24 protein-coding genes are annotated in these 26098 nt (G+C 68.7%); 10 read left to right on the top strand and 14 right to left on the bottom strand.

Translation table 11 applies throughout. From position 1 onward, the window contains the following. The first annotated feature begins 27 nt into the window (after positions 1-27). The gene (locus ATM97_RS22655; RefSeq protein ID WP_218720063.1) at positions 28-1011 is read left to right on the top strand and encodes a LysR family transcriptional regulator; all 984 of its coding nucleotides are present in this window, start codon (positions 28-30) and stop codon (positions 1009-1011) included. On the opposite strand, the gene ATM97_RS22650 is transcribed toward ATM97_RS22655, so the two are convergent. Continuing rightward, a complete protein-coding gene (locus ATM97_RS22650) occupies positions 981-2336 on the bottom strand; it encodes a TerD family protein (protein WP_218720062.1) in 1356 nt (451 codons plus the stop codon). The genes ATM97_RS22655 and ATM97_RS22650 overlap by 31 nt on opposite strands. A 204-nt stretch (positions 2337-2540) precedes the next feature. On the opposite strand from ATM97_RS22650, the gene ATM97_RS22645 reads away from it, so the two are divergent. Further along, complete coding sequence (locus tag ATM97_RS22645) at positions 2541-3422, top strand: glucosyl-3-phosphoglycerate synthase (RefSeq protein ID WP_218720061.1); 882 nt, start codon at positions 2541-2543, stop codon at positions 3420-3422. A gap of 54 nt (positions 3423-3476) precedes the next feature. Here the strand turns inward: ATM97_RS22645 and ATM97_RS22640 are convergent, their stop codons facing one another. From ATM97_RS22640 to ATM97_RS22625, 4 genes are all read right to left on the bottom strand, one after another. Beyond that, entirely contained in the window at positions 3477-5342 is a 1866-nt protein-coding gene (locus ATM97_RS22640; protein WP_218720060.1) for an ATP-binding cassette domain-containing protein, read from the bottom strand. Positions 5343-5353: 11 nt separating this feature from the next. Next, on the bottom strand, positions 5354-6523 hold the full coding sequence (locus tag ATM97_RS22635; RefSeq protein ID WP_218720059.1) for a 3-oxoacyl-[acyl-carrier-protein] synthase III C-terminal domain-containing protein: 1170 nt from the start codon (positions 6521-6523) through the stop codon (positions 5354-5356). Positions 6524-6571: 48 nt separating this feature from the next. Then, entirely contained in the window at positions 6572-8038 is a 1467-nt protein-coding gene (locus ATM97_RS22630; protein ID WP_218720058.1) for a fatty acid desaturase, read from the bottom strand. A gap of 251 nt (positions 8039-8289) precedes the next feature. Further along, complete coding sequence (locus tag ATM97_RS22625) at positions 8290-9102, bottom strand: LppX_LprAFG lipoprotein (RefSeq protein WP_255588254.1); 813 nt, start codon at positions 9100-9102, stop codon at positions 8290-8292. A gap of 383 nt (positions 9103-9485) precedes the next feature. Here ATM97_RS22625 and ATM97_RS22620 point away from each other — a divergent pair, with 383 nt between their 5' ends. Together ATM97_RS22620 and proS are read left to right on the top strand one after the other, a co-directional pair. Next, entirely contained in the window at positions 9486-10154 is a 669-nt protein-coding gene (locus ATM97_RS22620) for an alpha/beta hydrolase (protein ID WP_255588253.1), read from the top strand. A 367-nt stretch (positions 10155-10521) separates the two neighbouring features. Next, a complete protein-coding gene (gene proS, locus ATM97_RS22615) occupies positions 10522-11961 on the top strand; it encodes a proline--tRNA ligase (protein WP_218720057.1) in 1440 nt (479 codons plus the stop codon). Here the strand turns inward: proS and ATM97_RS35075 are convergent. The 3 genes from ATM97_RS35075 to ATM97_RS22600 form a co-directional block, all read right to left on the bottom strand. Further along, positions 11843-12571, bottom strand: a complete 729-nt coding sequence (locus ATM97_RS35075; RefSeq protein WP_374104899.1) for an FAD-dependent monooxygenase — start codon at positions 12569-12571, stop codon at positions 11843-11845. The genes proS and ATM97_RS35075 overlap by 119 nt on opposite strands. Before the next feature lie 425 nt (positions 12572-12996). Then, a complete protein-coding gene (locus ATM97_RS22605; RefSeq protein ID WP_218720055.1) occupies positions 12997-13341 on the bottom strand; it encodes an FAD-dependent monooxygenase in 345 nt (114 codons plus the stop codon). 130 nt (positions 13342-13471) lie between these two features. After that, entirely contained in the window at positions 13472-14323 is an 852-nt protein-coding gene (locus ATM97_RS22600) for a helix-turn-helix transcriptional regulator (protein ID WP_218720054.1), read from the bottom strand. A 146-nt stretch (positions 14324-14469) separates the two neighbouring features. Between ATM97_RS22600 and ATM97_RS22595 the strand changes: the two genes are divergently transcribed. Together ATM97_RS22595 and ATM97_RS22590 are read left to right on the top strand one after the other, a co-directional pair. Next, on the top strand, positions 14470-15411 hold the full coding sequence (locus tag ATM97_RS22595) for an SDR family oxidoreductase (protein ID WP_218720053.1): 942 nt from the start codon (positions 14470-14472) through the stop codon (positions 15409-15411). Between the two features lie 36 nt (positions 15412-15447). After that, positions 15448-15771 (top strand): amphi-Trp domain-containing protein, encoded by a 324-nt coding sequence (locus ATM97_RS22590; protein WP_218720052.1) that lies wholly within the window; start codon positions 15448-15450, stop codon positions 15769-15771. Positions 15772-15774: 3 nt separating this feature from the next. On the opposite strand, the gene ATM97_RS22585 is transcribed toward ATM97_RS22590, so the two are convergent. From ATM97_RS22585 to ATM97_RS22570, 4 genes are all read right to left on the bottom strand, one after another. Beyond that, positions 15775-16596, bottom strand: a complete 822-nt coding sequence (locus ATM97_RS22585; RefSeq protein WP_218720051.1) for a class II glutamine amidotransferase — start codon at positions 16594-16596, stop codon at positions 15775-15777. A 38-nt stretch (positions 16597-16634) separates the two neighbouring features. After that, entirely contained in the window at positions 16635-17465 is an 831-nt protein-coding gene (locus ATM97_RS22580) for an SAM-dependent methyltransferase (protein ID WP_218720050.1), read from the bottom strand. A gap of 88 nt (positions 17466-17553) precedes the next feature. Then, complete coding sequence (locus ATM97_RS22575; RefSeq protein WP_255588251.1) at positions 17554-18294, bottom strand: SDR family oxidoreductase; 741 nt, start codon at positions 18292-18294, stop codon at positions 17554-17556. A gap of 539 nt (positions 18295-18833) precedes the next feature. Then, complete coding sequence (locus ATM97_RS22570) at positions 18834-19328, bottom strand: glutathione peroxidase (RefSeq protein WP_308248586.1); 495 nt, start codon at positions 19326-19328, stop codon at positions 18834-18836. A gap of 161 nt (positions 19329-19489) precedes the next feature. On the opposite strand from ATM97_RS22570, the gene ATM97_RS22565 reads away from it, so the two are divergent. Continuing rightward, on the top strand, positions 19490-20980 hold the full coding sequence (locus ATM97_RS22565) for an FAD-dependent oxidoreductase (RefSeq protein WP_218720048.1): 1491 nt from the start codon (positions 19490-19492) through the stop codon (positions 20978-20980). Positions 20981-21134: 154 nt separating this feature from the next. After that, positions 21135-22724, top strand: coding sequence for a GMC family oxidoreductase (locus ATM97_RS22560; protein WP_218720047.1), 1590 nt, complete (start codon positions 21135-21137; stop codon positions 22722-22724). Positions 22725-22767: 43 nt separating this feature from the next. On the opposite strand, the gene ATM97_RS22555 is transcribed toward ATM97_RS22560, so the two are convergent. Next, entirely contained in the window at positions 22768-23112 is a 345-nt protein-coding gene (locus ATM97_RS22555) for a DoxX family protein (protein WP_218720046.1), read from the bottom strand. 80 nt (positions 23113-23192) lie between these two features. Between ATM97_RS22555 and ATM97_RS22550 the strand changes: the two genes are divergently transcribed. Beyond that, complete coding sequence (locus ATM97_RS22550) at positions 23193-24074, top strand: sigma-70 family RNA polymerase sigma factor (protein ID WP_218720045.1); 882 nt, start codon at positions 23193-23195, stop codon at positions 24072-24074. A 102-nt stretch (positions 24075-24176) separates the two neighbouring features. On the opposite strand, the gene ATM97_RS22545 is transcribed toward ATM97_RS22550, so the two are convergent. Beyond that, positions 24177-24653 (bottom strand): HAD-IIIC family phosphatase, encoded by a 477-nt coding sequence (locus tag ATM97_RS22545; protein WP_218720044.1) that lies wholly within the window; start codon positions 24651-24653, stop codon positions 24177-24179. A gap of 207 nt (positions 24654-24860) precedes the next feature. Between ATM97_RS22545 and ATM97_RS22540 the strand changes: the two genes are divergently transcribed. Then, positions 24861-26084 (top strand): CdaR family transcriptional regulator, encoded by a 1224-nt coding sequence (locus tag ATM97_RS22540; RefSeq protein WP_218720043.1) that lies wholly within the window; start codon positions 24861-24863, stop codon positions 26082-26084. Positions 26085-26098: the final 14 nt, after the last annotated feature.

Genomic DNA, 26098 nt, shown 5'->3' with positions numbered 1-26098 from the left:
TATTCGTGCAGATCGAATTCCGTCGCAATGGCCAAGTTCGCACCGAGGATCTGCAAAGATGCAGATATGAGCGGGACCTCGACTGATCCAGGGCGGCGGCCCAGCGCCGACGACCTGCTGGTGCTGCTGGCGGTCGGCCGATCGGGCCGCTATGTCACCGCCGCCGAGGAACTGGGCATCAACCACACGACGATCTCGCGGCGGATCGCCGCGCTCGAACGCGCGGTCGGTGGCCGGGTGCTGACCCGCGTCACCGGCGGCTGGGAACTGACCGATCTCGGACGATCGGCCCTGGCCGCCGCCGAGACCATCGAGACCGCGGTGCGCTCACTCGGCTCCGCCGGCGGGGCGCGGGAACTCGAAGGAGTGGTGCGGCTTTCGGCCACCGACGGATTCAGCGCCTACCTGGCCGCACCCGCCGCCGCGCGGGTGCAGCGCACGCATCCTCGGGTGGCGGTGGACATCATCGCCACCACCCGGCGCGCGTCCACCCAGCGCAGCGGGCTCGATATCGAAGTGGTGGTCGGACAACCCCAGGTCCATCGCGCCGAGGCGATCCGGCTCGGCGACTACAGCCTCGGCCTCTACGCCGCGCGTGACTACCTCGCCGAGCACGGCACACCGGCCGCCGTCGAGGATTTGCGCCACTATCCGCTGATCTACTTCATCGAATCCATCCTGCAGGTCGACGATCTCGACCTGGCCACCAGATTCGCGCCCGACATGCGCCGATCCGTCTCGTCCACCAATGTTTTCGTCCATGTCGAGGCCACCCGCGCCGCGGCCGGGATCGGCCTGCTGCCGTGCTTCATGGCCGACCGGCACGACGATCTCGTCCGGGTGCTCGGACCACAGGTGCGCGTACAGCTCACCTACTGGCTCGTGACCCGTCGCGAAACGCTGCGGCGGCCCGAGGTCGCCGCCGTCGTCGACGCCCTGCGTGCCACGGTCGAGGAACGGCGTGCGGAACTCCTCGGAACTCAGCGTGGGTCGGGGCAGCGTCCGGCGTAGTGGCTCAAGCCGAGGCCGTTGCTGCTCTTGCTGCGCCCGACCGGACCGTTCTTGGCCGATCGCAGCCAGGTGCCCCTGGTGTCGAGGACGGGCATCCGTTCGCTGAACGCACGGCTGTAGCGGGTGGTGCCGTCGACGGTGAGGATGCCGTCGCGGACATCGATGTGGGCGACGGTGGCCCAGAACGAGTTCTTGCCGTTGCCGATCATGACGGTGATCTGATCGGCGTCGGGACCGGGGAGCCCGTCGCGACCGGCACGGCCGTAGCGGACTCGCACGCGAGGTCTGCCGAAGGTATCGATCGCGCCCGCGCCGTTGTCGACGGATTGATACACGTTGAGCAGCAGGTCGCCGTTCTCGGTCGGGCGCACGATCACCTGCTCGGTAGCGGGCAGGTTCTTCGCCCCGGGGCCGCGACTGTCGCCCTGGTGGTGCAGGAACGGCCACTCGGCCAGGTCGCCCTGGTGCCCCTTCTCGCCGCTGATCACGACGTAGTCGCCGGTGATCTCGTTGCGGCAGAAGAAGTACACGTCCAGATCGCCCTTGCCGTACTTCGTCACGCGCCCGTCGGTGTCGTAGTGCGCGCCGCGGCCGTCCCATTCGAGGCCGACGGTCAGGACGTAGCCCGGGTCGCCCTTGCGCAGGTCGATGCTGGCGCGCCGGTCGGGCGAGTCCTTGGTGAGGACGACGTCGACCTTGCGGAGGTCGATCGCCGGAGCCGGATGTGGTCGCGGCGCGACGGGCTGCGGCAGCACGCCGACGGAATCGGCGGGATGCGACGGCGCACCGGCAGGCGCGACGATCCCGGCAGGCTCCTCCTCCTCGACCACGATCCCGTACTCGGTCGCGAAGGCCGCCAGTCCCGCGCTGTAACCCTGCCCGACAGCGTCCAGCCGCCACCCGCTGCCCCGCCGATACAGCGCGACCGCTTGCAGCACCGTCTCCGAATCCAGGCCCGGCGGAACGAAAGTCAGCACTTGCCCGGAGGCGGCCACCGCTACCCGTAGCCCGCTGACCTGCCCGAACCGGATGCCCTGCGCCTCGGTGCTTGCCGCAATCACCACCCGCTCGATCTCGGCGGGGACGGCGGCCAGGTCCACCGACACCACGGCGTCGGATTCCAGCCGCACGCCCGGGGCCGACGGATTGTTGAAGAACACGAAATCGGCGTCGGAGCGGACCCGGCCGTCCACGGTCACCAGCACGGCCGACACGTCGACCGCGCCGACCGGACCGTCCAGGTCGATGCGCACCGTGTAGCGCCCGTCGACCAGATCGGTCTTGGACCCCTTCGAAACCTCGACCACCGTTGCGTTCCCTGTCATGACGCCGCCCTCCACCGGTCGTTGCCCTCGTCGCGACCCCACGCTACCCGCGCCCCGTGCGCGCGGCCCGGCATCGCGCGAGCTCGCGCAGCGGGTACCCGGACTGTCGGTCTCGATAGCGGGTCGGGCGGACCGTTGGCGTCGTTCACAGGATTCGCCCGGATCGGTGGCGCCCGCGGCGGCCGGTGTCGTTCACTGGTCGCCATGGACGTCCGCGCACTGATCGACCGCAAGCTGGGTCGCCGGGTCTCGGTGGTGCTGCCCGCGCTCGACGACGAGGACACCGTCGCCGGGGTGATCGCCGCCGTCCGGCCCTGGCTCGGCGGGCTGGTCGACGAACTGCTCGTCATCGACGCGGGCTCGACCGATCGCACCATCGCGCGGGCACGCGCGGCAGGCGCCACGGTCTACACCCGCGAGGAGGCGCTGCCCGAGGTGGCGCCCCGGCCGGGCAAGGGCGAGGTGCTGTGGCGGTCGCTGGCGGTGAGCACCGGTGATCTGCTGGTCTTCCTCGACGCCGATCTGGTCGCACCGGATCCGGATTTCGTCCCGATCCTGGTCGCGCCGTTGCTCGACGATCCCGGGCTCGCCCTGGTGAAGGGCTACTACCGCAGGCCGATGCCGAGCGGCCCGAGCGTGGACGCCGACGGCGGCGGCCGGGTGACCCAGCTCGTCGCCCGCCCGCTGCTCACCGCGCTCGCGCCGGCACTGGCCGAGATCGTGCAACCGCTGGGTGGCGAATACGCCTCCACCCGAGCATTTCTCGGCGGGATCTCCGTCGCCAGCGGATACGGCGCGGAGATCGGGATCCTCATCGACTGCTGGCAGCGGCACGGGCTGTCGTCGATCGCCCAGGTCGATCTCGGCGTCCGGCGCCACCGCAACCGGCCCACGCACGAATTGGCCGTGATGAGCAGGCAGGTGGTGGCGACCCTGCTCGATCGCCTCGGTATCCGCGACTCCGGCATCGGGCTCGTGCAATTCCTGCCGGGCGAAACCGGCTGGCAGCGCCTGCCGTCCGAGGTCAGCCTGACCGACCGCCCACCGATGACCGAGCTGATCGCGGCCCAGCGCGAGATCGCCTGACACGACGAACGCCGGCCCGGTCCCAAGGACCGGACCGGCGTCCGACGAGCCTGCCTACGCCGCGACCAGACCGAAGTCCAGCTTCACCAACTGGTCGGCGCAGTCGAAGTAGCGGTCGTCGTGGGTGATCACGATGACCGTCTTGCCGCGCCGCTTCAGATCCGTGAGGATCTCGCGATAGAAGACCTCGCGGAAGCGCGGCTCCTGATCGGCGGCCCATTCGTCGAAGACGTAGATCTGCCGGTCCTCGAGCAGCGCGGTGAGCAATGCCAGCCGCTTGCGCTGCCCTTGCGACAGGTCGACGGTCGAGAGCCGACCGTCGCGCACCTTCACCTTGTGCGCGATCTGCAGCTCCTCGAGATACCGCTGGACCTCGGCGTCGATACCGGGACGGTCGAAGCCCAGGTAGTCCTCGAACAGATGGAAATCGGTGAACACCGCCGACGAATTCTGCCGGTACCACTCGATGTTGTCGTGGTCGATCCTCTCCCCGTTGAGCGACAACGACCCCGAGCGTGGCACGTACAGACCGGTGATGAGCTTGGCCAGCGTCGACTTCCCGCTGCCGTTGCCACCGACGATGAACGTGATCTGCCCCGGTTCGAAAACCAGGTCGATCGGACCGAGCCGGAAGCCGGCGTCCTCGGACTCGTCGAGTCCGGGCGGCGGCGCCAGCGGTCGCACATCGGTGCCACCGTGGTCGATCCAGTTCTTACCGTTGACATCCGGCTGCCCGGCACCCGGATGCGCACCGGGATGGGCGGGATGCGGCCCGCCGTGGCCCGGCCTGCCGTTGCCGTCGCGCGGTGGCATTCCCGGACGCGGCGGATGTCCCCCACGCTCGGGTGGTCCACCCGGTCCGGCCGGATGCGCTCCCGGCGGCGGTGGCACGGGCGACGGAGCCTCGGCGCGGTACACGTAGCTGACATTGGTCAGTTCCAGTTTGGCCTCCCCTGCCACTGGACGCTCGGTGTACGGCAAAAGCTCCTCGTCGTGCAGGGTCTCCATCGACAGGTTCATCGCCCGGATCTTGGCCAGCGCGACATCGCCACGCAGCAGGTCCGGGATGCGGTGCATGAAGTTCTGCATCGGCATCGCCAGGAACGTGGTGACCAGCACGTAGCCGACCATCGTGTCCCGTGGCAGCTCCAGGGCCGCCGCGACGACGAACAGGATCAGCGCCATCGTCGCCAGCTGCAGCGCCTGGCCGAAACCCTGCGCGTAGGAGAACTTCGAGCCCGCGTCGGTGTTCTGATCACGCAGCGTGCCCGCCGATCCGAGCAGATGCCGATCCATGAAGTCCCGGCGCCGGCCACGGTGCAGCTTCAGTTCCTTGATGCCGAGCGTGACGGCCTGGAACGAACGCAGCAGCGCGTCCTCGTTCTCGCGGGCCTCGCGGTAGATCCCGCGCACCTGCTTGAGTACCAGTTCGACACACGCGATGCCGACCAAGGTGCCCGCCACCGTCACCGCGAAGATCGGCCCCGACACGATGGCCAGGAACACGAAGCAGCCGATGATGGTCGCCACGTCGACGCAGATCGACGGAATGGCGGTCACGGCCTGCGACAGCGACCGCACGTCCTCGGTGAGTGTCGCCATCAGGCGGTGCATACCGAGCCGTTCCAGGTGTTCCAGTGGCGCCGAGACGATCCCGGAGCTCAGGTCACTGCGCAGCCGGAAGATCGCGTCCTGCGACAGCCGGATCAGCAGCACCTGCGACGCCACCCCGCTGACCAGGATCACCAAGCCGGTCAGCCCGAAACGCAGCAGCAGATGGTCGGGCTGTGGCTTCGGTGAGACGACCGCGTTGATCAGCGTCACCAGGTAGGTGTTGGCCACACCGCAGATCAGGCCCGCGGCCACCACGGCCGCGATCCTGGCCGGCGAGAGCGCGGCGAGAAAACGGAGAAGATGCATAGCGGGTGCTCTCAGCTGCGGATGACATCGAACACGATGCCCTCGAGGGTGACACCGGGCGCGAACGAGAACGCCACCCCGGTGGAAATCGGTGCCGCCGAACGTGCGTCGCGGATCATCCGCTCCAGCACGAAGATCAGCGAGACACTCAGCATGTTGCCGTGCTCGGCGAGCACCTCCCAGCTCGGCGCCGCCGCCTCGGCCGGGATCCCCAGCGAGTGCGCCGACTCCTCGATGATGCGGGGCCCGCCGGGGTGGATCGCCCACAGATCGATGTCGTCCTTGCCCAGGCCGTTGCGCGCGAGCACCTCGGTCACCACCGGATCCACCCCGCGGTAGATGTAGTCGGGCAGGCTGGTCGCCAGCTCGCAGGTGATGCCCGCGTCCTTCACGCCGAGCACGATGCCGTCCTCCGCGTCGTCGAACAGGTGGCTGAAGCTGTCGCGGATCACGATGCTGCCCGCCGCCAGCGGCTGGTGCACCTGGTTGGCGCCGATCACCACCGCGCCGCACCCGTCACCGAAGAGGCTGTGGGTGATGACGTCGTTGACGTCGTCGTCGAACACCGCGTTCACCGAGCTCAGCTCGATGCACAGCACCATCGCCTTCTTGTCCGGGTGCGCCCGGACATAGTCGGTGGCGGCGCGGATGCCGTTCATCGCGGCGGCACAGCCCATGAAGTTGATGACCATGCGGCCCACCGTCGGCGACAGCCCCAGCTGCTTGACCACCGCGACGTCGACGCCGGGGGCGATGAAGCCGGTGCTGGTCACGAAGATCAGCTGACCGATGTCGTCGGCGGGGTTCTCCAGGCCGGCGACGGCCCGCCTGGCCACGTCGACCGCGAGCGGCACCGCGTGCTCGAAGAACAGGTTCATCCGGTCCCGGATGGTGCCGGGGCGACGGCTGAACGCGAGGAACTCCGGATCGAGCGGGTCGATCGCCAGGTGCCGGGTGTCGATCCGGGTCTTCTGGTAGATCCGCGGAATACGCTGGCGCTGTGCGGGATCGGAGAACAGCTCGGCGACCCGGCCCGCGTTCACGGTCTGGTCGACCACGAGTTCGGGCGATCCGGTGGCGACCGCTTCGATCACGCCGACGGTGGTCGGCGGGGCGGGCGGTAGCAGGTCGTGCCCGCGCTCGACGTCGGCCGTGCGGAGCAGGTCAAAGGAAACAGACACGGGCACAAATCCTTTCGAAACAGAATTGAACGTGGCAGCGGAATCGGTTCAGACGGTTCCGATGCCGGTGAAGCCCTGCACCGTGTAGGTCACACAGGTCTTCAGCGCTGTGGGTGCGCAGTGCTCGCGCACGAATCCCCACCGGTTCTCCTCGGCCTCACGCGAGGGCGCGAGCAGGTAGGTCCGGCACAGCTTGGGGAAACGATCTCCGAAGAAGCTCTTCGCGGGCAGCCACTCCACGCCGAACTTCGCGGCCTCCTCGCGCACCACGTCCTCGGTGGCGATATTGGCGAAGCCGCTGCGCTGGAACGGAAGTACGTGATGCACCCGGTGCGAGCTCAGACCGGCGGAGAGGAAGCAGTCGACGTACTTGTTGCCGACCACGGTCAGGTCGTAGGCCTGCTCGAGCTGGTTGACCGCCCAGTCCTCGGTCTCGGTGTGCAGTTCCTCGGTCGGCACCTCGAAGTCGTGGCTGGCCACCACCATGAACGTGCTGATCCACAGAGTGATCACGAATTGCAGCGCCCAGGCCCAGAAGTCACCCGCGAGGGTGAAGACGACGACCTCGGCCACCAGCAGGAACCGCACGCCGAACGAACCGATGAAGTGCGGCAGCGCGCCGCGCCAGGTGCCGTACATGTCCTTGATGCCCACCTTGCGGGTGAGCCGGCAGACATCGAGCAGGCGAATGATCATGCCCGTCAGCAGATGTCCGAACTTGTGCACGGTGTGCACGGGCACCCGGTACAGGCGCGGCACCTGCATCATCATCGTGAAGACGTTCTTCTTGATGTCGACTTCACTCTGCGTGTGCGGGTGGTGCAGCAGGGCGTGGCCGTCGGCGGTGACGAAAGACAGTGCGACATAGTTCATGTCGAACGCGTTCACCGCGTACTTGTTGAGCCCTTTCTGCGCCCGGTGGATCGCGTAGTGGCCGAATCCGGCCAGCGAGCTGCGCAGCAGCACCATCGCGATCACGAAGACCGGCAACGGCATCCAGCTGGTGTCCCACAGGCGCAGGCCCTGCACGGCAAAATACAGGAAGATCAACACGGCGACGACGATGTCGAACGCGCGGTCCATCCGCTTCAGGCGGGCCGCCAACTCGGGTTCCTTGATCCGGGCCTTGACCTGATGCAGGAGGTCGCTCTTGTTGTCGAACTTGTACTTCGGCGTGTCGTCCCAGCTGTTGAAGCCTTCCTTGAACAGGAAGTCGGGCGCGTTGTTCTTCGGGTGGATGTCTTCGGGGGTGGCATCGCGACCGAGGCTGTAACGCTCGATCATCCGCGCGATTTTTTCCGGATCACGGTGGTAGGAACCGATGATCGAGGTGATATCGCGGTTCTTCGTCCGGCCGATGAAGAATTCACCGCCTGGATGCTTGGAGATCCAGTCACTCAGGTCGTAGGCTCTGCCGTTAAAGACCCATACGTTGTTGACGGGAGGCCGACCCCCAGGGCCGGGCGGTGGCGGGAGCTCGCGCTCCTCTTCATCAGGTCGATCATCGATCGTCATTTGTTCTTCCTCCGTGTCGATCGGCGTTCGATGCGTGTTGCCTGCCGACCAGCGTCCCGACACGTATAGTCCTTGTGGCGCCTTGCATCTCGCTGAACATTCTCTTATTGGTGCCGCGTCCGCGGCTCGAAGCGCCGGTTGCCGCAGGCGACACCCAGACGACACACCGGCCCGGGGCTGCGGACGGCACTGCGTGCCAGGCTCCGCGGTCCCCGGACCGGTGGGTGACTATCCGGTTCGGTCGGCTCGGATCAGCCGGCCGGCTTGACGATGTTGACCGGCTTGGCCCAGTTGGACAGGCCGACGGTGACCTCGCCCTGGTCCTTCTTCACTACGGCGCGAACGAGATTCGGGCCCTCACCGGTGGACGCGGCGTCCGACGGCTTGGTCGAATCCGAGGCGGGCGGCGCGGTGTCCTGGATCCACAGGGTGATCGGCATGGTGCCGGCGTTCTCGCCGACGCGAGGCACGATCGGGTCGATCACGGCGGCATCGATGGTGCCGGTGACCTTGACGGTGTTGATGCCGTCGATGACTTCGCGGCCCTCGGTCTTCGGGTTCTGGACGTTGGCGATCACGTTCGCGATGCCCTTGTCCTTGTCCAGGATGACGCCCGGATCGTAGACCTTCTCCGCCGGGCCTGCGGGCACGTAGCGGCCACCGGCCTGGGTGTAGAGGACCTTGTCCACCACGAGGAACTTCGACTCGGTGAAGTCGGCCTCCGGCTTGAGCTTGACCTTCGCCTCGCCCATCGCGGCGCCGGAACCCTGGGTCTCGTTGGTGACGTCGGCCGAGACGGTCTCCACGGGCAGGTTCGGCAGGTTCTTCACGTCGATCTTCAGGTGCACGGTGTGCAGGGTCTGCGTGGTCTTCGCCGACTCCTTCACGATCTGCGCGCCGTCGGGCAGCTGACCGGTCGGCGGCGCCGCCGTGGTGGTGGCGTCGTCCTTGGTGCAGCCGGTGACGAGCGCGGCGCAGAGAGCAGCGGCCGCGACGATCGAAGTGATGCCGGAGCGCCGCGCGAAGCGGCTCCGGGGGGTGGGGTGCGGTGTCGTGTCGATCAAGTTTCATCCCCTGGAGATGTCGTGTATGGCGTTGATGAGGCAGCCGAAGCTGCCGGTGCCTGCGACATACTAAGCAGACCATCGGACATCTCGCGCTCCCCCGACGGCGATAGTACCCGAGCTTCGCAGATTGCGACTTGCAAGCGCGCAGTGGAGTTTTCGGATGCTGGTTTCCGCCCTGCCTGGGAAGGATCGTTCCCAGGAACCCTTCTGACCTTCTTGTTCTGCCGAAACCGGCATAGCTTGGTGTCGTAGCCGATGAATAGCTAGCCGACGAGAGAGAAGAAGGTCATGGCAGACAGCATCGAAACAGTGGCCGTCAAGGGCTGGGCCTGGGACATCGCGACCGACATCTACTTCCCGCCGGGCATCGACAGTCGAAGGTGAATCCCACCATCGTCTCGGCCCACCCCACCGGCAGCCGCAAAGCGCAGACCTCCGACACCATCGGGGTGCTCACGATCTGCGGTGGCGCCGGTTACGCCGTGGCGGCCGCCAAGATCGACCGGCGGATCAAGGCACTGGGCACCGTGGTCGGCAGCAATGTCGGCCGGTTGATGCGGGAGGGTTTCTCCGAGTACAACCCGATGGGCATGCTCGAGGCGATCGCCGCGCGGCGCACCGCCGAGGCCTGTGGCCAGGCCCAGGTGATCAACGATTTGCTGCCGCCGTCGGTGGAGGCGGCCGAGCAGGCCGGGGTCACCGATATCGATGTCCTCGAGGCCACCGACTACTACAAGACCGATCGCGGTCAGGCCCCCGGCGGCAAGACGAGCTTCAACTTCGCTCGTCAGGCCGCGCTGGCCGATTGGGACGCCTACGACCGTGTCGAGGTCTTCCTGACCCAGCCGCTGTGCGTGGTGATCGGTGACAAGCCGGGCGCGTTCGCCTCGCCGCGGTTGAGCATGGAGCTCTATGGTCGTGCCGCGTCGAAGGACATGCAGCTCGTGGTGGTCGAGGGCGCCTCGCACTACGACCTCTACGACCAGCCCGGCCCGACCGGGGAAGCGCTGGAGAACCTGGTGCCGTTCTTCGGCAAGCACCTGAGCTGATCAGAATCGACAGACCCAGTGCGGGCCACCGGTACACCGGTGGCCCGCACTGGGCTCTGGGTCGCGGCGAGGTCGGATTCGGATGGCCGGGTCGAGCGGATTCGACCATGGATCGACGGTTGCCGAGCGAGTCCCTCGGCGCCCTGACCACCGGGGGGCCACCTTCGTCGCTCGGCAACCGCCGGACCGCTGGTCCGGGAGAGCCGTCATCCCGTCTCCCGCGGTATGGGTCCCGACCCCGTATGGATCACCGACCCGACCAGGTACTACCCCGGTCTCCGAGTGCCGAAACAGCAGGCCTCGGGCACCTCCTGGACCACACGTCCTGGCCCGAAAAATCGGTAGACCACGGCGATACCCTCGTGCCATGGCACGGGATGAGCGCGGAATCACCGCCCAGAGCGCCGACTTCTCCACCTGGTACAACGAGGTCGTCCTGCGGGCGGCGCTCGTCGACCGCGGACCGGCCAAGGGCACCATGGTCGTCCGACCGTACGGGTACCGGATCTGGGAACTCTTACAGGCCGAGCTCGATCGCCGCATCAAGGACACCGGTCACGAGAACGCCTACTTCCCCCTCCTGATCCCCCGGTCCCATCTCGCACGCGAAGCCGAACACGTCGAGGGGTTCGCCCCCGAAGTCGCCGTTGTCACCCACGCGGGCGGGAAAGAACTCGAAGAACCCCTCGTCGTGCGACCCACCAGCGAGACGATCGTCGGCGAGATGATGGCCGAATGGATCGACTCGCACCGTGATCTGCCCCTGTTGCTCAATCAGTGGGCCAATGTCGTGCGCTGGGAGATGCGCCCGCGCATGTTGCTGCGGACCACCGAATTCCTGTGGCAGGAGGGCCACACCGCCCACGCCGACGAGGCCGAGGCGCGCGCGGAGACCGCGCTGGCCCTCGACATCTACGCCACCGTCGCCCGGGACCTGGCGGCGATGCCTGTCGTCCCCGGCGAGAAGACTCCCGGCGAGCGGTTCGCCGGAGCGGTCGAGACGATCACCATCGAGTCCATGATGCGGGACGGCAAAGCCTTGCAAGCAGGCACGTCCCACTACCTGGGCACCAACTTCGCGCAGGCCTTCGGCATCAGCTACGCGGCCGCGGACGGTCGGGACACGCTGTGCCACACGACCTCATGGGGCATGAGCACCCGCATGCTCGGTGGCATCGTCATGACCCACGGCGACGACCGCGGCCTGGTACTCCCGCCCCGGCTGGCACCCCACCAGGTGGTGATCGTGCCGATCCTGCGCGGCGACACCGCGGCCGCCGTCCTGGCCGCGGCCGGCGAACTCGCCGGAAGGCTCCGCGCGGCCGGTGTCCGAGTCCACGTCGACGACCGTGACCACACGCCGGGCTGGAAATTCAACGAGTGGGAGATGCGGGGTGCGCCGGTCCGGCTGGAACTCGGCCCGCGCGACCTCGCCGCGGGCACCGCGGTGCTGGTCCGCCGTCTCGGCGACGACGGCAAACAGGTCGTGGAGCTGGCGAGCCTGCCCGACACGATGCCCGGCATCCTCGACGACTTCCAGGCGTACCTGCTGGCGCGCGCCACCGCGTTCCGCGACGAGAACACCAGCACCGTCGACGACTGGGCAGCCTTCGAGGTCGCGGTGTCGACCGGGTGGGCGCTCGCGCACCACTGTGGGCGACCCAGCTGCGAGAACGAGATCAAAGCGATCACCACCGCGACGCCGCGCTGCGTTCCCTTGGCCGGCGAGGCGAACAGCGGCGCCTGCGTTCGCTGTGCCGCGCCGAGCGCCTACGGCAAGCGCGTGATCTTCTCCCGCGCCTACTGACCGCGTGCGGGTCGGCCGTGCGACAAGCCGACCCACACACGACGAGCACCCTTCCCCCGCCGGCCGTCAGCGGAAGCTGTGCCACTACGTCGTGTGTTCGACCCAGCGAGCGCGACGTTCTTCGTCGCTGATCGCGGCCGGCACGTTTCGCCTCCCATCCTTGCTTCCGAAGCGGTAGGCGACGTCGCCGCATACCGCCGGTCAGCTTTTCATAGTTAAATGCGAATATTAACGTATCAATATGGAGTGGTTGGGGCTCCCCCACTTGTTCAGGCGCACGTGAAGGAGCGGCTGAAGGACTGGCCGCCGATACCCTGGCACGCATTCCGGTCAGTCTGGCCGATTCGTAGCGCGCGAGGCCCTTGTCGGCGGGCATGTCGTCGAGCGCCTCGGCCAGCGCGACCGCGTCGGTCACCGCTTCTTCGAATCCCGCCCCGGTCATCGGTGTCTGCGCGTGCGCGGCGTCGCCGAGCAGGCCGATTCGGCCGTCGACCACGCGGTGCGGCAAGTATTCGGTGATCGGTGTGGCCACCACATCCCGGGAGCGAAAGGCCTCGACGACCCCGGTGCGCCAAGGCTCGTGCCATCGGGCTTGCGCGGTGCGGATCATCTCGTCGTAGACCTCGTCGGGGATCGCGTCTCCGCGCGGTGTGTGCTTGACCTCGGTGCCGTCGATCGCGCCGATTCGCCGGAACAGCGAGGTGTGGTGCGGATCGAACCAGCCCCAGCCGTATCGGGTGACGCCGCCGTCACGGTCGATCAGTGGGTACACGGCGAGCATGTCGTCGGCACCGTTGAAGAAGTCAGGGCCGCCGGCCCGCTCAGCGAAGGACTCGGGCAGCTCCGATTGGCCCAGCCACACCACGTATCCCGCGTAGTCGGCCACGGGACGGGCCGCGTCGACGGCACGCCGCACCACACTGCGGTAACCGTCGGCGCCCAGCAACACCTCGGACGTCCACACCGTTCCGTCCTCGAGTCGGGCCCAGGCAGCATCGGCGTCCTGGCCGATCTCGACGACGTGCGCGTTCTCGATCACCGAGACGAGCGGCTCCGCGTCGACGGCGTCGCGCAGCGCCGAGTAGACGTCCCACCAGGCATGCGGGTACACGCCCTGGCGCATCGAGGCGGGACCGAGCGCCTTGCCGACGATCTCGCGTGCCTGCGGTCCGAGAGCCCGGCGCAGACTTGCACCGACACCAGAATCGCGACGCCGCGTTGGGTACGCCCCGTCGTCCGCTCGAGGACGGTGACCGCTGTGCCACGAGCGGCCAACGAGAGCGCGGCGGTCAAACCACCCAGCGAGCCACCGACGATCACCGTCTGCGTATGACGCGACACCCGCTCGGCAGAATTCGTAGAAATGACGGTCTCCTTCATCGACTCGACGGACGCTCACAGCGTTGGGCCGTGGTGCTGTCCGAGTCGATGGTGGCAGCGGAATGCGCACTGGTGCAGGGGAGAATTCGTTCCCAGGACGGGGTGCGAACCCGACGGGCGCGCCGTTGATTCACGCGGTCGGAGATGCCGGTGGGAGTGCTCCGATGACGGACAGGAGCTGGAGTTTGTCGTAGCTCTCGCTGCCGGGGACGGCGGTGTAGACCAGCAGGAGATGCGATTGGTCGGGGTCGAGAAGTGTCTGACAGGTCAGGTCCAAAGCACCGACCTCGGGGTGCACATAGCGTTTCACGCCGGTGTAGTGGACGCCGATTTCGTGCTCTTTCCAGCGGGTGCGGAATTCTTCGCTGCGGTCGAGCAGCAGCTCCAGCAGGTGCGCCGCGCGTGAATCGGGGCCGCGCAGCGTGACCATCGCGCGCAATCCCGAGGCGAACACGCGCGAGTGCAGAGCGTGGTCGTCGGGGTGGTACATCGCCCGGGTGGCAGGGTCGGTGAACCACCGATAGCCGAGGGAGCGGGCCGGGCCGGTGTAGCGGGTGGTGTCGCCGGTGAGGGCGACACCCAGTGGGGTCTGGCGCAAGGTCTCGCCGAGTTCGGTGACGATCTCGGCTGGGGTATCGGTCAGGCGATCGAAGATGCGCAGCAGGCCCGGGCTGACGTGCTCGCTGGTCGAGCCACGCGCTGGTGGGTTGTGTCCGGCCAGGCGGAACAGGTGGTCGCGTTCGTCGAGCGTCAGGTGCAGCCCCTGCGCGATCGAGGCGATCATCTGCTCGGACGGGTGCGGGCCCCGCTCGCGTTCGAGCCGGCTGTAGTAGTCGGCGGAGAGGTGACACAGCGTGGCGACCTCTTCGCGACGCAGTCCGGCCGTTCGGCGGCGTTCCCCGCGCGGGAGCCCGACGTCTTCGGGTTGCAGTGCTTCTCGGCGGCGTCGCAGGAATTCGGCGAGCCCCGCTCGGTCGATCATCGGCTGCATCCTCCCTGGGTCACGGTTCTGTCCCCAGTCTGCCCTCGGCGGCGCGGGGTTGCCTGGGATCGACAGACCGTGGATATCCGCGCGTCCGGGGCGCAGCCTGAAACCACGTCCCCCGTCCAGCGACCCAGGAGCAACGCATGGCACACACACGGCCGGACCTCATCGTGGCCGACCTCACCGGGAAACTCGCCGTCGTCACCGGCGCCAGTGACGGCGTCGGGCTGGGCCTGGCGACCCGGCTGGCCGCCGCCGGCGCGGAGGTCGTCCTGCCCGTGCGCAACCGGCGCAAGGGCGAGGCGGCGGTCGCGAAGATCAGGCACCAGCACCCTCGGGCGGTGCTGTCGGTGCGCGAGCTGGATCTGTCGTCGCTGGACTCGGTCGCCGCACTCGGTGCGGCCTTGCGCGAGGAGAACCGGCCGATCCACCTGCTCGTCAACAACGCCGGCGTGATGACCCCGCCACAGCGGCAGACCACCGCCGACGGGTTCGAGTTGCAGTTCGGCACCAACCATCTGGGGCACTTCGCGCTCGTCGCCCAGCTGCTGCCGCTGCTGCGCGCCGGGCGGGCGCGGGTGACCTCGCAGATCAGCATCGCCGCGAATCGGCACGCCATGCACTGGGACGACCTGAACTGGGAACGGTCCTACGACGGCCAACGCGCGTACAGCCAGTCGAAGATCGCTCTCGGCCTGTTCGGGCTCGAACTGGATCGGCGCAGCCGGGCGGCGGGCTGGGGCATCACCAGCAATCTCGCCCACCCCGGGGTCGCACCCACCAGTCTCCTGGCGGCGCGGCCCGAACTCGGCCGAACACGAGACACGCTCGGCAGGCGCCTCATTCACGCGCTGTCGCGGCGCGGCATCCTCGTCGGGACGGTCGAGACAGCGCTGCTGCCCGCGCTGCTGGCCGCCACCTCGCCCGACGCCCGCGGCGCCCGACTGTACGGTCCGAGTGGTCTCGGGCACCTGTCCGGCGCACCCGCCGAGCAGGCCGTCTACTCCCGGCTGCGCAGCGCGGACGACGCCGCACGCCTCTGGCAGATCTCCGAGGACCTCACCCACCTGTCGGCTACGGTGTAGTTATCCAATTCACGAGACCCGACATCTGGAGTCGACATGCCGAAGTTGGAGATCAAGAGAAAGTCCGAACTCTCTCGTAAAGAGGCGTCCGAGCGCCTGATCGCGATTGGCAAGGCTCTGGCGGGCGAATCGGAGGTGGAATTCGGTTCGGACGGCGATTCCATCGAGGTCGAAGTCGCCGACCGGGTCAGTTGGGAATTCGAAATCGAGGTCGACGGTACCGAGACCGAAATCGAAATCGAAATCAAATGGCGTGACGAGCCGGTCGAATCGGCGCCTGCCGCACCGCCACCGTCCAGAGCGGCCGCGCCGGCCAAGACGCCGCGCCGCACGCGTGCCCGGAAGCATCCCGCCGGCTGATCCTCAGCCGGGTGCGATCGGCTCGAAGGACCGGATCGAATCGGCGCCGGCACCCACCACCCCCGCCGAGGATTCCGGCACTTCGTTCCACGCCCCCGACAGGTCGCGCAGCGGCTCCGAGACCACGAATCGCGTCTCGGAGCCGAGTTCGCGCAGGATCTCGACCTCCGGGTGCAGTGCCCGCAACGCGGCCAGTTCGGTCGAGAAGAACAGCGACCGTGATTCTCGCTCGCTCGAATAGCGGAAAACCCAGAGGAATTCTCCGTCCGTGGTCGCGACGGTCATCTGCACCGGATACTCGATGCCGTGCGCGTGCCCGACGTCTTCGACGAAACCGACCGCGCGGGCGACCGCACCGAACGGATCGTCGGCGAGACCGAAGGTCAAAGCCAGGTAGAACAGGGTTTCGCTGTCCGTCGACCCCTCGATGTCGGCGAAGAGCGCTGGTTCGACGGCGGTGAGCAGATCGCGCCGGGTCTCGTGGAAGCCGCGCAGGGCGCCGTTGTGCACCCACAGCCATCGGCCGTGCCGGAACGGATGGCAGTTGCTGCGTTGCACCGGCGTCCCGGTCGAGGCCCGCACGTGCGCGAGCATCATCGGCGTGCGCACCTGACTCGCGATCTCGCGCAGATTGCGGTCGTTCCAGGCGGGCTCGATGCTCTTGTACACCGCGGGCTCGGCGCCGAGGCCGTACCAGCCGATGCCGAAGCCGTCCCCGTTGGTGGTGGTCACGCCGAGGCGCGAGTGCAGGCTCTGGTCGATCAGGGAGTGCTCAGGGCGGAACAGCAGATCCTCGGCGAGGATCGGCTCACCCGAGTACGCCATCCACCGGCACATACTTCCATTCAAGCAGAAATGTCGGCCTACCGTTTGCGGCCGATACCACCGACGATGCAATGGCGGACCGCGTTGAGCGGGGTGAGGTGGGGACCGTCGGGCCACCAGTCGTCGCACCGGACGAGGCCGGGCTCGACCATCTCCAGGTCGCCGAACATGGCATGGATCTCGTCCCTGGTCCGGAAGCGGCCACTGCCCATCGGGCTGTGGATGAACTTCTCTTCCATCTTGCGGGCCAGCTCGCTGTATTCCGGTGTCTGCGGGTCGTGGAAGTGGGCGATCGCGACGAACGATCCCGAGGGCAGGGCGTCGATATAGGTCTGCATCAGCGCGGGCCCGTCCTCACCGAGGTAGTGGTGCAGGGTGCCGATGTGGAACAGCGCCAGCGGCCGGGTGAAGTCGAGCGTGCCGCGAACCGTCTCGTTGCCGAGCACCTCGAGCGGACGGAAGATGTCGGCCTCGGCGATGCGGGTGCGGCTGTTGCTGGCCAGCAGCGCCTGGGCGTGCACGAGGACCGACGGGTCGTTGTCGACATAGACCACCCGCGACTGCGGGTCGACGCGCTGGACCACCTGGTGGGTGTTCTCCGCGGTAGGCAGGCCGGAGCCGAGATCGAGGAACTGATCGATCCCGGCCTTGGCCAGGAATCGGCACGCGCGGATCAGGAAATCGCGGTTGGCCCACGCCAAATCGTTGACCTGCGGCGCGACGGTGCGGACCTGCTCGAGCACCGCCCGGTCCACCTCGTAGTTGTCCTTGCCGTTGAGCGCGGCATCGTAGACCCGCGCGATGCTCGCGCGGGTCGTGTCCACCCCGACCGGAACGGCGCTGGGGTAGGCGGCAGGAGAGTGCGACATCGGGCGCCTCCGTGGGCATCGGACCGACTGTACGAATTCAGCCTAGAGCATCGGTTCCGTTGGCACGGAAGCTATCCCGAGGCCGGTGTCACCGCCGGTCGAGCCACTCCGCGAACGTCGGGCCCGCGATGATCGCCGTGGGTCCGGGCAACAGGGCCCCCTCGGCCTGCAACCGGCGGTCCGGGTCGGCGGTGTTCCGCACTTCGACAACCTGCGCCGGTGCGCCGCGGCGGGCCGCGACCCGGGCGACGGCGTCGGCCAGGCGCCATTCCTCGGGCCCGGCGATCTCGACCATCATCGGGCCATCGGCACGGACGAGGTCGGCCAGATGCTCGGCGACCGTGCGCGCGGCGACCAGACGCGCCCGGTACTCGGGCACCTCGGCGCGATCACCGACGGTGGTCCAGTCGAGCATCATCTCGGTGAACTCGTGGAACTGGGCGGCGCGCAGGATGCGCACCGGGACCGGGCCCGCCTGGTAGGCGCGCTCCTGGGCCAGTTTTCCCGCGTAGTGTCCGGCGGTGAAGTCGTCGATGCCGATGATCGAGACCACCGCGATCCGCCGCACCCCCGCTGCCGCCGCGGCCCTGCCGACGGTGCGCGCGACCGTGTCGAAGAAGGCGGTAACCGCGGCGGTGTCGGTGGTCTCGGCGTTGATCGCGTCGACGACCAGATCGGCTCCGGCCAGCGCCTCGGCCAGCCCGTGCCCGGTCACCACGTCGATCCCGGCCGAGCGGGTGATCTCGACGACCTCCTCCCCCTGGTTGTTCAGCACGTCGACGACCTCACGGCCGATCCGTCCGCTCGCGCCGATCACTGCGATCCGCATGGGTGTTTCTCCTTCGCCGGTGAACCTGTCGACGAGATGACGACATGCGGTCGCGCAGTGTGACATCAGCCGGGCAGCGGCGATACCCGGGTCGACGGACGGCTGGCCGCGTGCGACGGGGAGCCGCTGCTCTCACCGCGTGTGCAGGCGACGCCAGGCCTGTTGTTCACCGCCGCCACGCTGCTGCCGATCATGGCGAGTTCTGGTGGCCGGTTGTTCGCGATCGCGATTCATCTGCGGGTGACAGTGCAGTGCATGCCGGCACGCACTGCCTGCCGAGGGGCATCACGTTCGCGGCCGCCGGACTGCACTGAGCGGATCCCGCAGCGATGGCATGCGGGCATCGACCCCGCTCGGCCTCGGGGCGGCGGCGCCGGGTTGGCCGGCCCCGCTGTCGCGCGAGGACGCAGACATCGGTGCGGCCGTCCAGGACGCGTGCGGGCTGGTGCGCGCGACGCTGACCCGCGGCACTACTGGTGCACCGACAGCCTGCCCGCTGTCTGCGCAGCGGCTCGACAGCGATGCTGCCGAGCCCGCGATCAGAGCTGCGCTTCGATCGCGGCGACGACCTCGCCGGCGTCCGGGGTGACGGTCGGGCGGAAGCGACCCGCCACCGTGCCGTCGCGACCGATCAGGAACTTCTCGAAGTTCCACTGGATATCGCCCGCGCTGCCGTCGGCGGCGGGGGTCTCGACCAGGGCGGTGTAGAGCGGGTGCCGGTCCTCGCCGTTGACGTCGGCCTTGGCCAGCAGCGGGAAGTCGACGCCGTAGGTGACCGAGCAGAACTCCTGGATCTCCTCGGCGGTGCCGGGCTCCTGCCCCATGAACTGGTTGCAGGGGAAGCCGATCACCGTGAAGCCCCGCTCACCATAGGTCTTCTGCAACTCGACCAGGCCGGTGTACTGCGGGGTCAGGCCGCACTTGGAGGCCACGTTGACCAGCAACACCGCCCGGTCCCCCGCCAGCTCGCCCAGCGTCGTGTCGGTCCCGGTCAGGGTCTGCACCGCAATGTCTCGAATGTTCGCGCTCACCACAACACCACCAGATCTCGTCTACGTCGGTTCGATCGCCACCGTACCGGAGCCCGACCGGGGCGCAAGCGTCCCGCTGGGCGGGAGGTTTTGTAACACGTTCTTGTTTTGTCGCGCGGTTGGCGGCACCATTTCGGTACGTACCCGAGCAGCGGAGGAAGCCCGTGACCGAACAGCCCCATCGGATCGACACCGTCCGCCCGCTGCGCGCGAACGCCGTGGAGCACTGGGATTTCGAGGCCGACGTGGTGGTGGCCGGATACGGCATCGCCGGTGTGTGCGCCGCGATCGAGGCCGCCAGAGCGGGCGCGAAGGTGCTCATCCTGGAACGGACCGGCGGCTGGGGCGGCGCGGCGGCGCTGGCGGGCGGGTTCGTCTACCTCGGCGGCGGCACCCCGCTGCAGCGGGCGCTCGGCTTCGACGACACCCCGGAGAACATGGCCGCGTTCCTCAAGGCGGCGCTCGGTCCCGGCGTCGACGAGGCCAAGATCGACGACTACTGCGCGGGCAGCGTCGAGCACTACAACTGGCTCGTCGACTGCGGTGTGCCGTTCAAGGAGTCGTTCTGGGGCGAGCCCGGCTGGGAGCCGCCGCACGACGAGGGCCTGATGTACTCCGGCGGCGAGAACTCCGCGCCCTTCCTCGACATCGCCGAGCCCGCGCCGCGCGGTCACGTTCCCGAGCTGGCGGGCAAGAAGATCGGTGAGCGCAGCGGCGGCTACATGCTGATGAAGCCGCTGGCCGACACCGTCGCCACGCTCGACATCGACGTCGAGTACGACACCCGCATCCGCCGGCTGATCGTCGACGACGACGATCGCGTGGTCGGCGTCCTGGCGACCACCTACGGCAAGCCGGTCACCGTGCGGGCCGCGCGCGGCGTCGTCCTGGCGACGGGCAGCTTCGCCTACGACACCGAGATGATCGACCGCTACACCCCGCGCTTGAGCGGCAGGCCCGGCGCGGCGATCGAGGAGCACGACGGCATCGGCATCCGGCTCGCCCAGGCGCTGGGCGCCGAGCTCGCGCACATGGACGCCAGCGAGGTCGCCATCTTCGGCGATCCGCAGATGATGGCGCGTGGCATCCTCGTCAACGGGCGCGGCCAGCGCTACGTCACCGAGGACACCTACCCGGGCCGCATCGGACAGGCGACCCTGCTGCAGAACGACAACCAGGCCTTCCTCGTCATCGACGAGGCCTCACTCGAGGAAGCGCTGACGACCGAGTCGGCCACCCCGTTCTTCCGGTTCCCACCCAAGTGGGTCGCCGAGACGGTGGCCGAGCTCGAAGCGGACATGGGGCTGCCGGAGCAGACGCTGCAGACCACGATCGCCACCTACAACCGTCACGCCGAAAACGGCAACGATCCACTGCTGGGCAAGAAGCCCGAGTGGGTGCGCCCGATCTCGACCCCGCTGGCCGGTTTCGATCTGCGCGGTTTCACCGCCGGATTCACCCTGGGCGGCCTGCGCACCGACCTCGACTCACGGGTGCTGCACGTCAGCGGCGAGCCGATCGCCGGGCTCTACGCCGCGGGTCGTTGCACGTCAGGGCTGTGCGCGTACGGTTATGTCAGCGGTGCGTCACTCGGTGACGGCAGCTTCTACGGCCGTCGCGCGGGCAAGGCCGCGGCAGCGGCCGGCTCGGACTGAGTCAGGCGGCACCCACCGGACCGCCACTGTCAGTACGCTGCTTGCAGCGCCGCCGCCGGACGACGAGTCCGGCTGCGCTCGCGGGCTTTTCGGGCCCGCGAGCGGGCGCGTCCAGTTGGCTACGACAGATGCAGTGCAGGATCGGAGTTGGACAGTGCAAGCAGGTGGGACGTCCGCGGATTACGTGATCGTCGGCTCGGGGTCGGCGGGGGCGGTGCTCGCGAATCGGCTCAGCGCCGACCCGGGCACCACGGTCGTGCTGTTGGAGGCCGGTCCGGCCGACGACAACAAGTTCGCCCATATTCCGGCGGCGTTCTCGAAGCTGTTCCGCACCGAGCGTGACTGGGACTACCTGACCGAGCCGCAGCCCGGCCTCGGCGACCGGCAGATCTACTGGCCGCGCGGCAAGACCTTCGGCGGCTCGTCGTCGATGAACGCGATGATGTGGGTGCGTGGTTTCCGCGCCGACTACGAGGAGTGGGGGCTCCTCGCCGGCAAGGAGTGGAACTTCGCGGCGGCGGTCGAGCAGTTCCGCAAGATCGAGAATGTCCAGGACGCGCAGTACCCGGACGAGGGCTCGCGCGGCCCGTTGCACGTGCAGCGCCAGCGCAGCCCGCGCGCTTCGACGCATGCCTTCCTCGAGGCCGTGCGTCAGGCGGGCCACGAACTCGAGTCGCCGAACCGGCCCGCGCCGCAGGGCTTCTCGCAGACGATGGTGACCCAGCGCGACGGCAGGCGCTGGAGCACCGCCGACGCGTACCTGCGCCCGGCGATGAAGCGCGCCAACCTGACCGTGCGCGCCGAAGCGCTGGCCACCCGGGTGCTCTTCGACGGCACCAAGGCCACCGGCGTGGAGTACCTGCACGCCGGGCAGACCCACACCGTGACCGCGAATCGCGAGGTCATCCTGTGCGGTGGCGCGGTGAACAGCCCGCAGCTGCTGCAGCTCTCGGGCATCGGCGACCAGGACGAGCTGAAGCAGCACGGCATCGAGGTGGTCGCGCACTCCCCCGAGGTCGGTGCGAACCTGCAGGACCATCTGATCGCGGCCCTGGGCTACAGCGTCGAGGGCGACTCGCTGTTCGCGGCGGAGAAGCCGCTGGAGCTGATCAACTACCTGGTCCGCCATCGCGGCATGCTCACCTCCAATGTCGGTGAGGCGTACGGGTTCGTGCGCAGCGAGCCCGATCTCGAGCACCCCGATCTGGAACTGATCTACGCGCCGGCGCCGTTCTATCACGAGGGCCTGGTCGAGGCGACCGAGCACGGCGTCGTCCTCGGCGCGATCCTGCTGCGCCCGCGCAGCCGGGGCCGGATCGGTCTCGCGTCGGCCGATCCGACCGCCAAGCCGGTCATCGACCCGCGGTACCTGTCCGATCCCGACGGCGCCGACCGCGCGGCGCTGATCGCCGGACTGCGGGTGTGCGCGAGCCTGGTCCAGCAGCCCGCGCTCAAGAGCGCGCTGGGCGAGCTGATCTACCCGCCGGAGGCGCCCGACGATCTCGAGGCGACCATGGCGCTGACGCTCGAGAAGTTCTCGCACACCCTGTACCACCCGGTCGGCACCTGCCGAATGGGTACCGACGCGGCCAGCGTGGTCACCCCGGACCTGAAGGTGCGCGGTGTCGAGGGCCTGCGCGTCGCCGACACCTCGGTGATGCCGCTGATCATCCGCGGGCACACCAACGCCCCGGCCATCTTCATCGGTGAACAGGCGGCGGACTTCATCCTGGCCGAGTCCTGACCCGGGCGTGGTGGCGCGTCCGACCGGGCGCGCCACCACCGCCTCACACCGCGGCCAGCGTCAGCGAGGCGCCCGCGAGCAGCAGATACGGCAACGGGTAGCCGAGGTCGGCGTAGGCGCGGGCACGCAGGACGGTCAGCTCCGCGCACAGGAAATACACCACGAGCCCGGCCGCGGCGGCGATCGCCAGCGGCCGCCAGGCCAGCCCGGCCAGCAGCGCGAGACCGCCCACCGCCTTGATCACCGCCAGCGGCGTGAGCGTCCACGGTGCGACCCCGTAGCGGCGCATGTTCGCGCGGATCCAGTCGGCGCGGACGACGTCGATCGCCGCGGCGATCAGCGCGGCCGAGGCGGCGAGCACGGTGACGACGACGAAGCTCGTGTGCATGAGTGGGTTCCTCCGGTCTACGGTGAGCGACGGCGACCGCCGTCGATCCGATGACGAACGGGCCGGCCGAAAGGTGACCGATGCAGACGGATGCGCTCGCGCTCGCCTTCGAACAGCGCCGTGACCGGCTGCGCGGAATCGCCTACCGGATGCTGGGCACCGCCGCCGAGGCCGACGACGTCGTGCAGGAGGCCTGGCTGCGTCTGGATCGCGTCGCCGTGGCCGAGATCGGCAATCTCGACGGCTGGCTGACCACGGTCGTCTCCCGGATCTGCCTGGATCTGCTGCGCGCCCGCGCCCAGCGCGCCGAGACCACGGCGCCGGACCTCGCCGACACGCGGGCCACCGGTCCGGGCGCCGACCCCGAGGACGACGCGCTGCTCGCCGACGCGGTCGGCCGCGCGCTGCTGGTCGTGCTCGATGTGCTCGGCCCGCAGGAGCGGGTCGCGTTCGTGCTGCACGACCTGTTCGCCGTGCCGTTCGCCGAGATCGCCCCGATGCTCGGGCGGACACCGGCCACCACCAAGAAGCTGGCCAGCCGGGCCAGGCAGCGCGTCCACGCGCCGGCCCGGATCGAGCCCGCGGAACTGACCGCGCAGCGGACCGCGGTGGCGGCGTTCCTGAAGGCCGCGCGCGAGGGCGACCTGGACGAATTGCTGGCGGTGCTCGCCCCCGATGTCGTGCGCTCGGCCGATCCGGCGGCGCTCCCGCCCGGCATGGCCGCCCTGGTCCGGGGCGCGGCCGCCGTCGCCGAAGGCGCGGTCGTGCTGCGGCAGCGCTCGCGGGAGGCGGTCCTGGTCCTCGTCGACGGTCGGCCGGGGCTCGTCGTTGTCCGGGCGGGCAGGCCGCTGTTCGTGCTCACCTTCACCATCCGGGCAACGCGGATCGCGGCCTACGACGTGGTCGCCGACCCGGTCAGGCTGGCCGGTCTCACCTTGTCGCTGCTGCCGGATCAGTCCTGAGACGCTGCCACCCGGTCGATTTCGGCACGCTGTGCAAGATCGCACGCAATGCGGTGCCGCATCGCGTGCGAGAAGGCAGCGCGCGCAGCCGAATCCGGGCCGTCACAGGGCCGGGACGCGCGCGAACCCCAGTGGCGGCGTCGGGACCGGGCCCGAACGCAGGTCGTGCCGGAAGTCCGGCAACAGCGGCAGCATGTCCACGTTGCGGGCGGCATAGCAGCGCACCATCGGCAGCGCACGCGAGACCTCGGCGCGCTCGACCGGCTCGGCGTCGAGGAACGCCATCCCGTCCAGCCCGAGGCCCAGGGTGTCGGCGATCCGCACGATCGAGGCCGACTTGCGGCCCCAGCCCACCTCGACCGCCGAGAACATCTCGTAGAGGCCGTGCCGATAGAGCGTGCGCAGGGTGCGCGAACGATCACCACGTGCCGCGACGGCATGCAGCACTCCCCGTTCGCTCAGCTTGGTGAGCGTACGCAGTGCCTGCGGGCGCAGCGTGGTGCTGGTCGAGTCGTGGACCACGCCGTCCCACAGGGTTTCGTCCAGTTCCCAGACCAGACAACGGACGGCAGGTCGCATGGTGCCCCTATCGGTTCGTTCCGGCGCGGAGAACTCTACAACCACTCATAGCGATGGACCAGACTTGTGACCGCTCACCAAGCAGGCAAGCAAGCATGGGTCCACGACCCATAACCTGACGTTCCATTCCGGCATCGCCGCGGGTTGGCTAGGGTGAACACGCTGGACAGCGGGGGCAGAGCCGCAAGATGGGCGAAGGGAACACAGATGTCCGTTGAGAATCCACCCCGGCAATCGCTGACCATCTCCGGTCAGCCGATGTCGTCGCCGTTGAAGGACGTGCGCGCCCTGTCTCGGCAGATGGTCGGCCACTTCGTCGCCAATGTCGTCCCCTGCGGCACGCTGCCGGGCGACGCGATCACCGGCGACGTCACCACCATCACCCGGATCTGCCTCGAATTCGCCGTCAGCATGCTCGACGGCCGCGACATCCCGAACAAGCTGCAGCGCCTGCAGGACGCGGCCAGCGGCTGGGCCCGCGAGGGCGTGCCGATCGACACCATCCACCACTCGATCGCCGAAGGGTTCAAGATCGGCCTCGACCTGGTGGTCGCGAACGCGTCGGTGAAGGACTACGACAATCTCGTCGACGGCGTCAAGATGGTGATGGAGATGCTCGACACCATCACCGCCCAGGTGTCGCTGGCCTACGTGCGGGAGTTGCGCGGCGTGGTCAGCGAGCACCACACCGCCGTGCACACCCTCACCTCGGCGCTGCTCGGCGGCCACAGCACCTCGACGATGGCCCGCGAGTGCGGCATCGCCATCGCCGAGACCTATGCCGTTCTGGCCCTGGCGATCCCGCCGCACCGCGAGGAGGCCAACCCGGCCCTCGACGCCCAGGTGGTCGCGCGCCGCAAGCTGCGCCGGGTGCAGGCCGAGCTGGCCAAGCGCTGCGGCGATTCGGCGCTGTCGCTGCTCAGTGTCGACGGCGGCACGGTGCTCATCCCCGCGGGCACCTTCGATCGCGACGGCCTCGCCGCCCTCGTGGCCCAGCTCTCGCAGGCGGCCCAGGTCGGTATCACCGCGGCGCTGGTGGAGACCAGCACGACCGGCGTGCCCGATGCCGCCGACCAGGCCCACGAGTTGCTCGACATGGTGCAGCGGCTCGAGGTCACCTCCGGGCTGTACCGCTTCGACGAGTTGGCTCTCGAGTACCAGCTGACCCGCCCCGGCCCCGGCCGGGAGTTCCTCGGTTCGCTGCTCGATCCGCTGGACCAGTACCCCGAACTGCTCGAGACCCTGCAGCGCCACATCGCGAACAATCTCAACCGCCAGCGCACCGCCCGGGTGCTGCACGTGCACACCAACACCGTCGACTACCGGCTCAAGCGGATCGGCCAGCTCACCGGTTTCGACCCGACCCAGCCCTCGGGTCTGTGGTATCTGCGCTCGGCGCTGGTCGCCCGCAGCTACCGTTCCGCGGCCTGATCCCACCCCCGCGA

This window comes from Nocardia sp. MH4, from assembly GCF_019266065.1.
GTDB classification, from domain to species: domain Bacteria; phylum Actinomycetota; class Actinomycetes; order Mycobacteriales; family Mycobacteriaceae; genus Nocardia; species Nocardia canadensis.
This window is presented reverse-complemented; position numbering and strand designations above follow the sequence as displayed.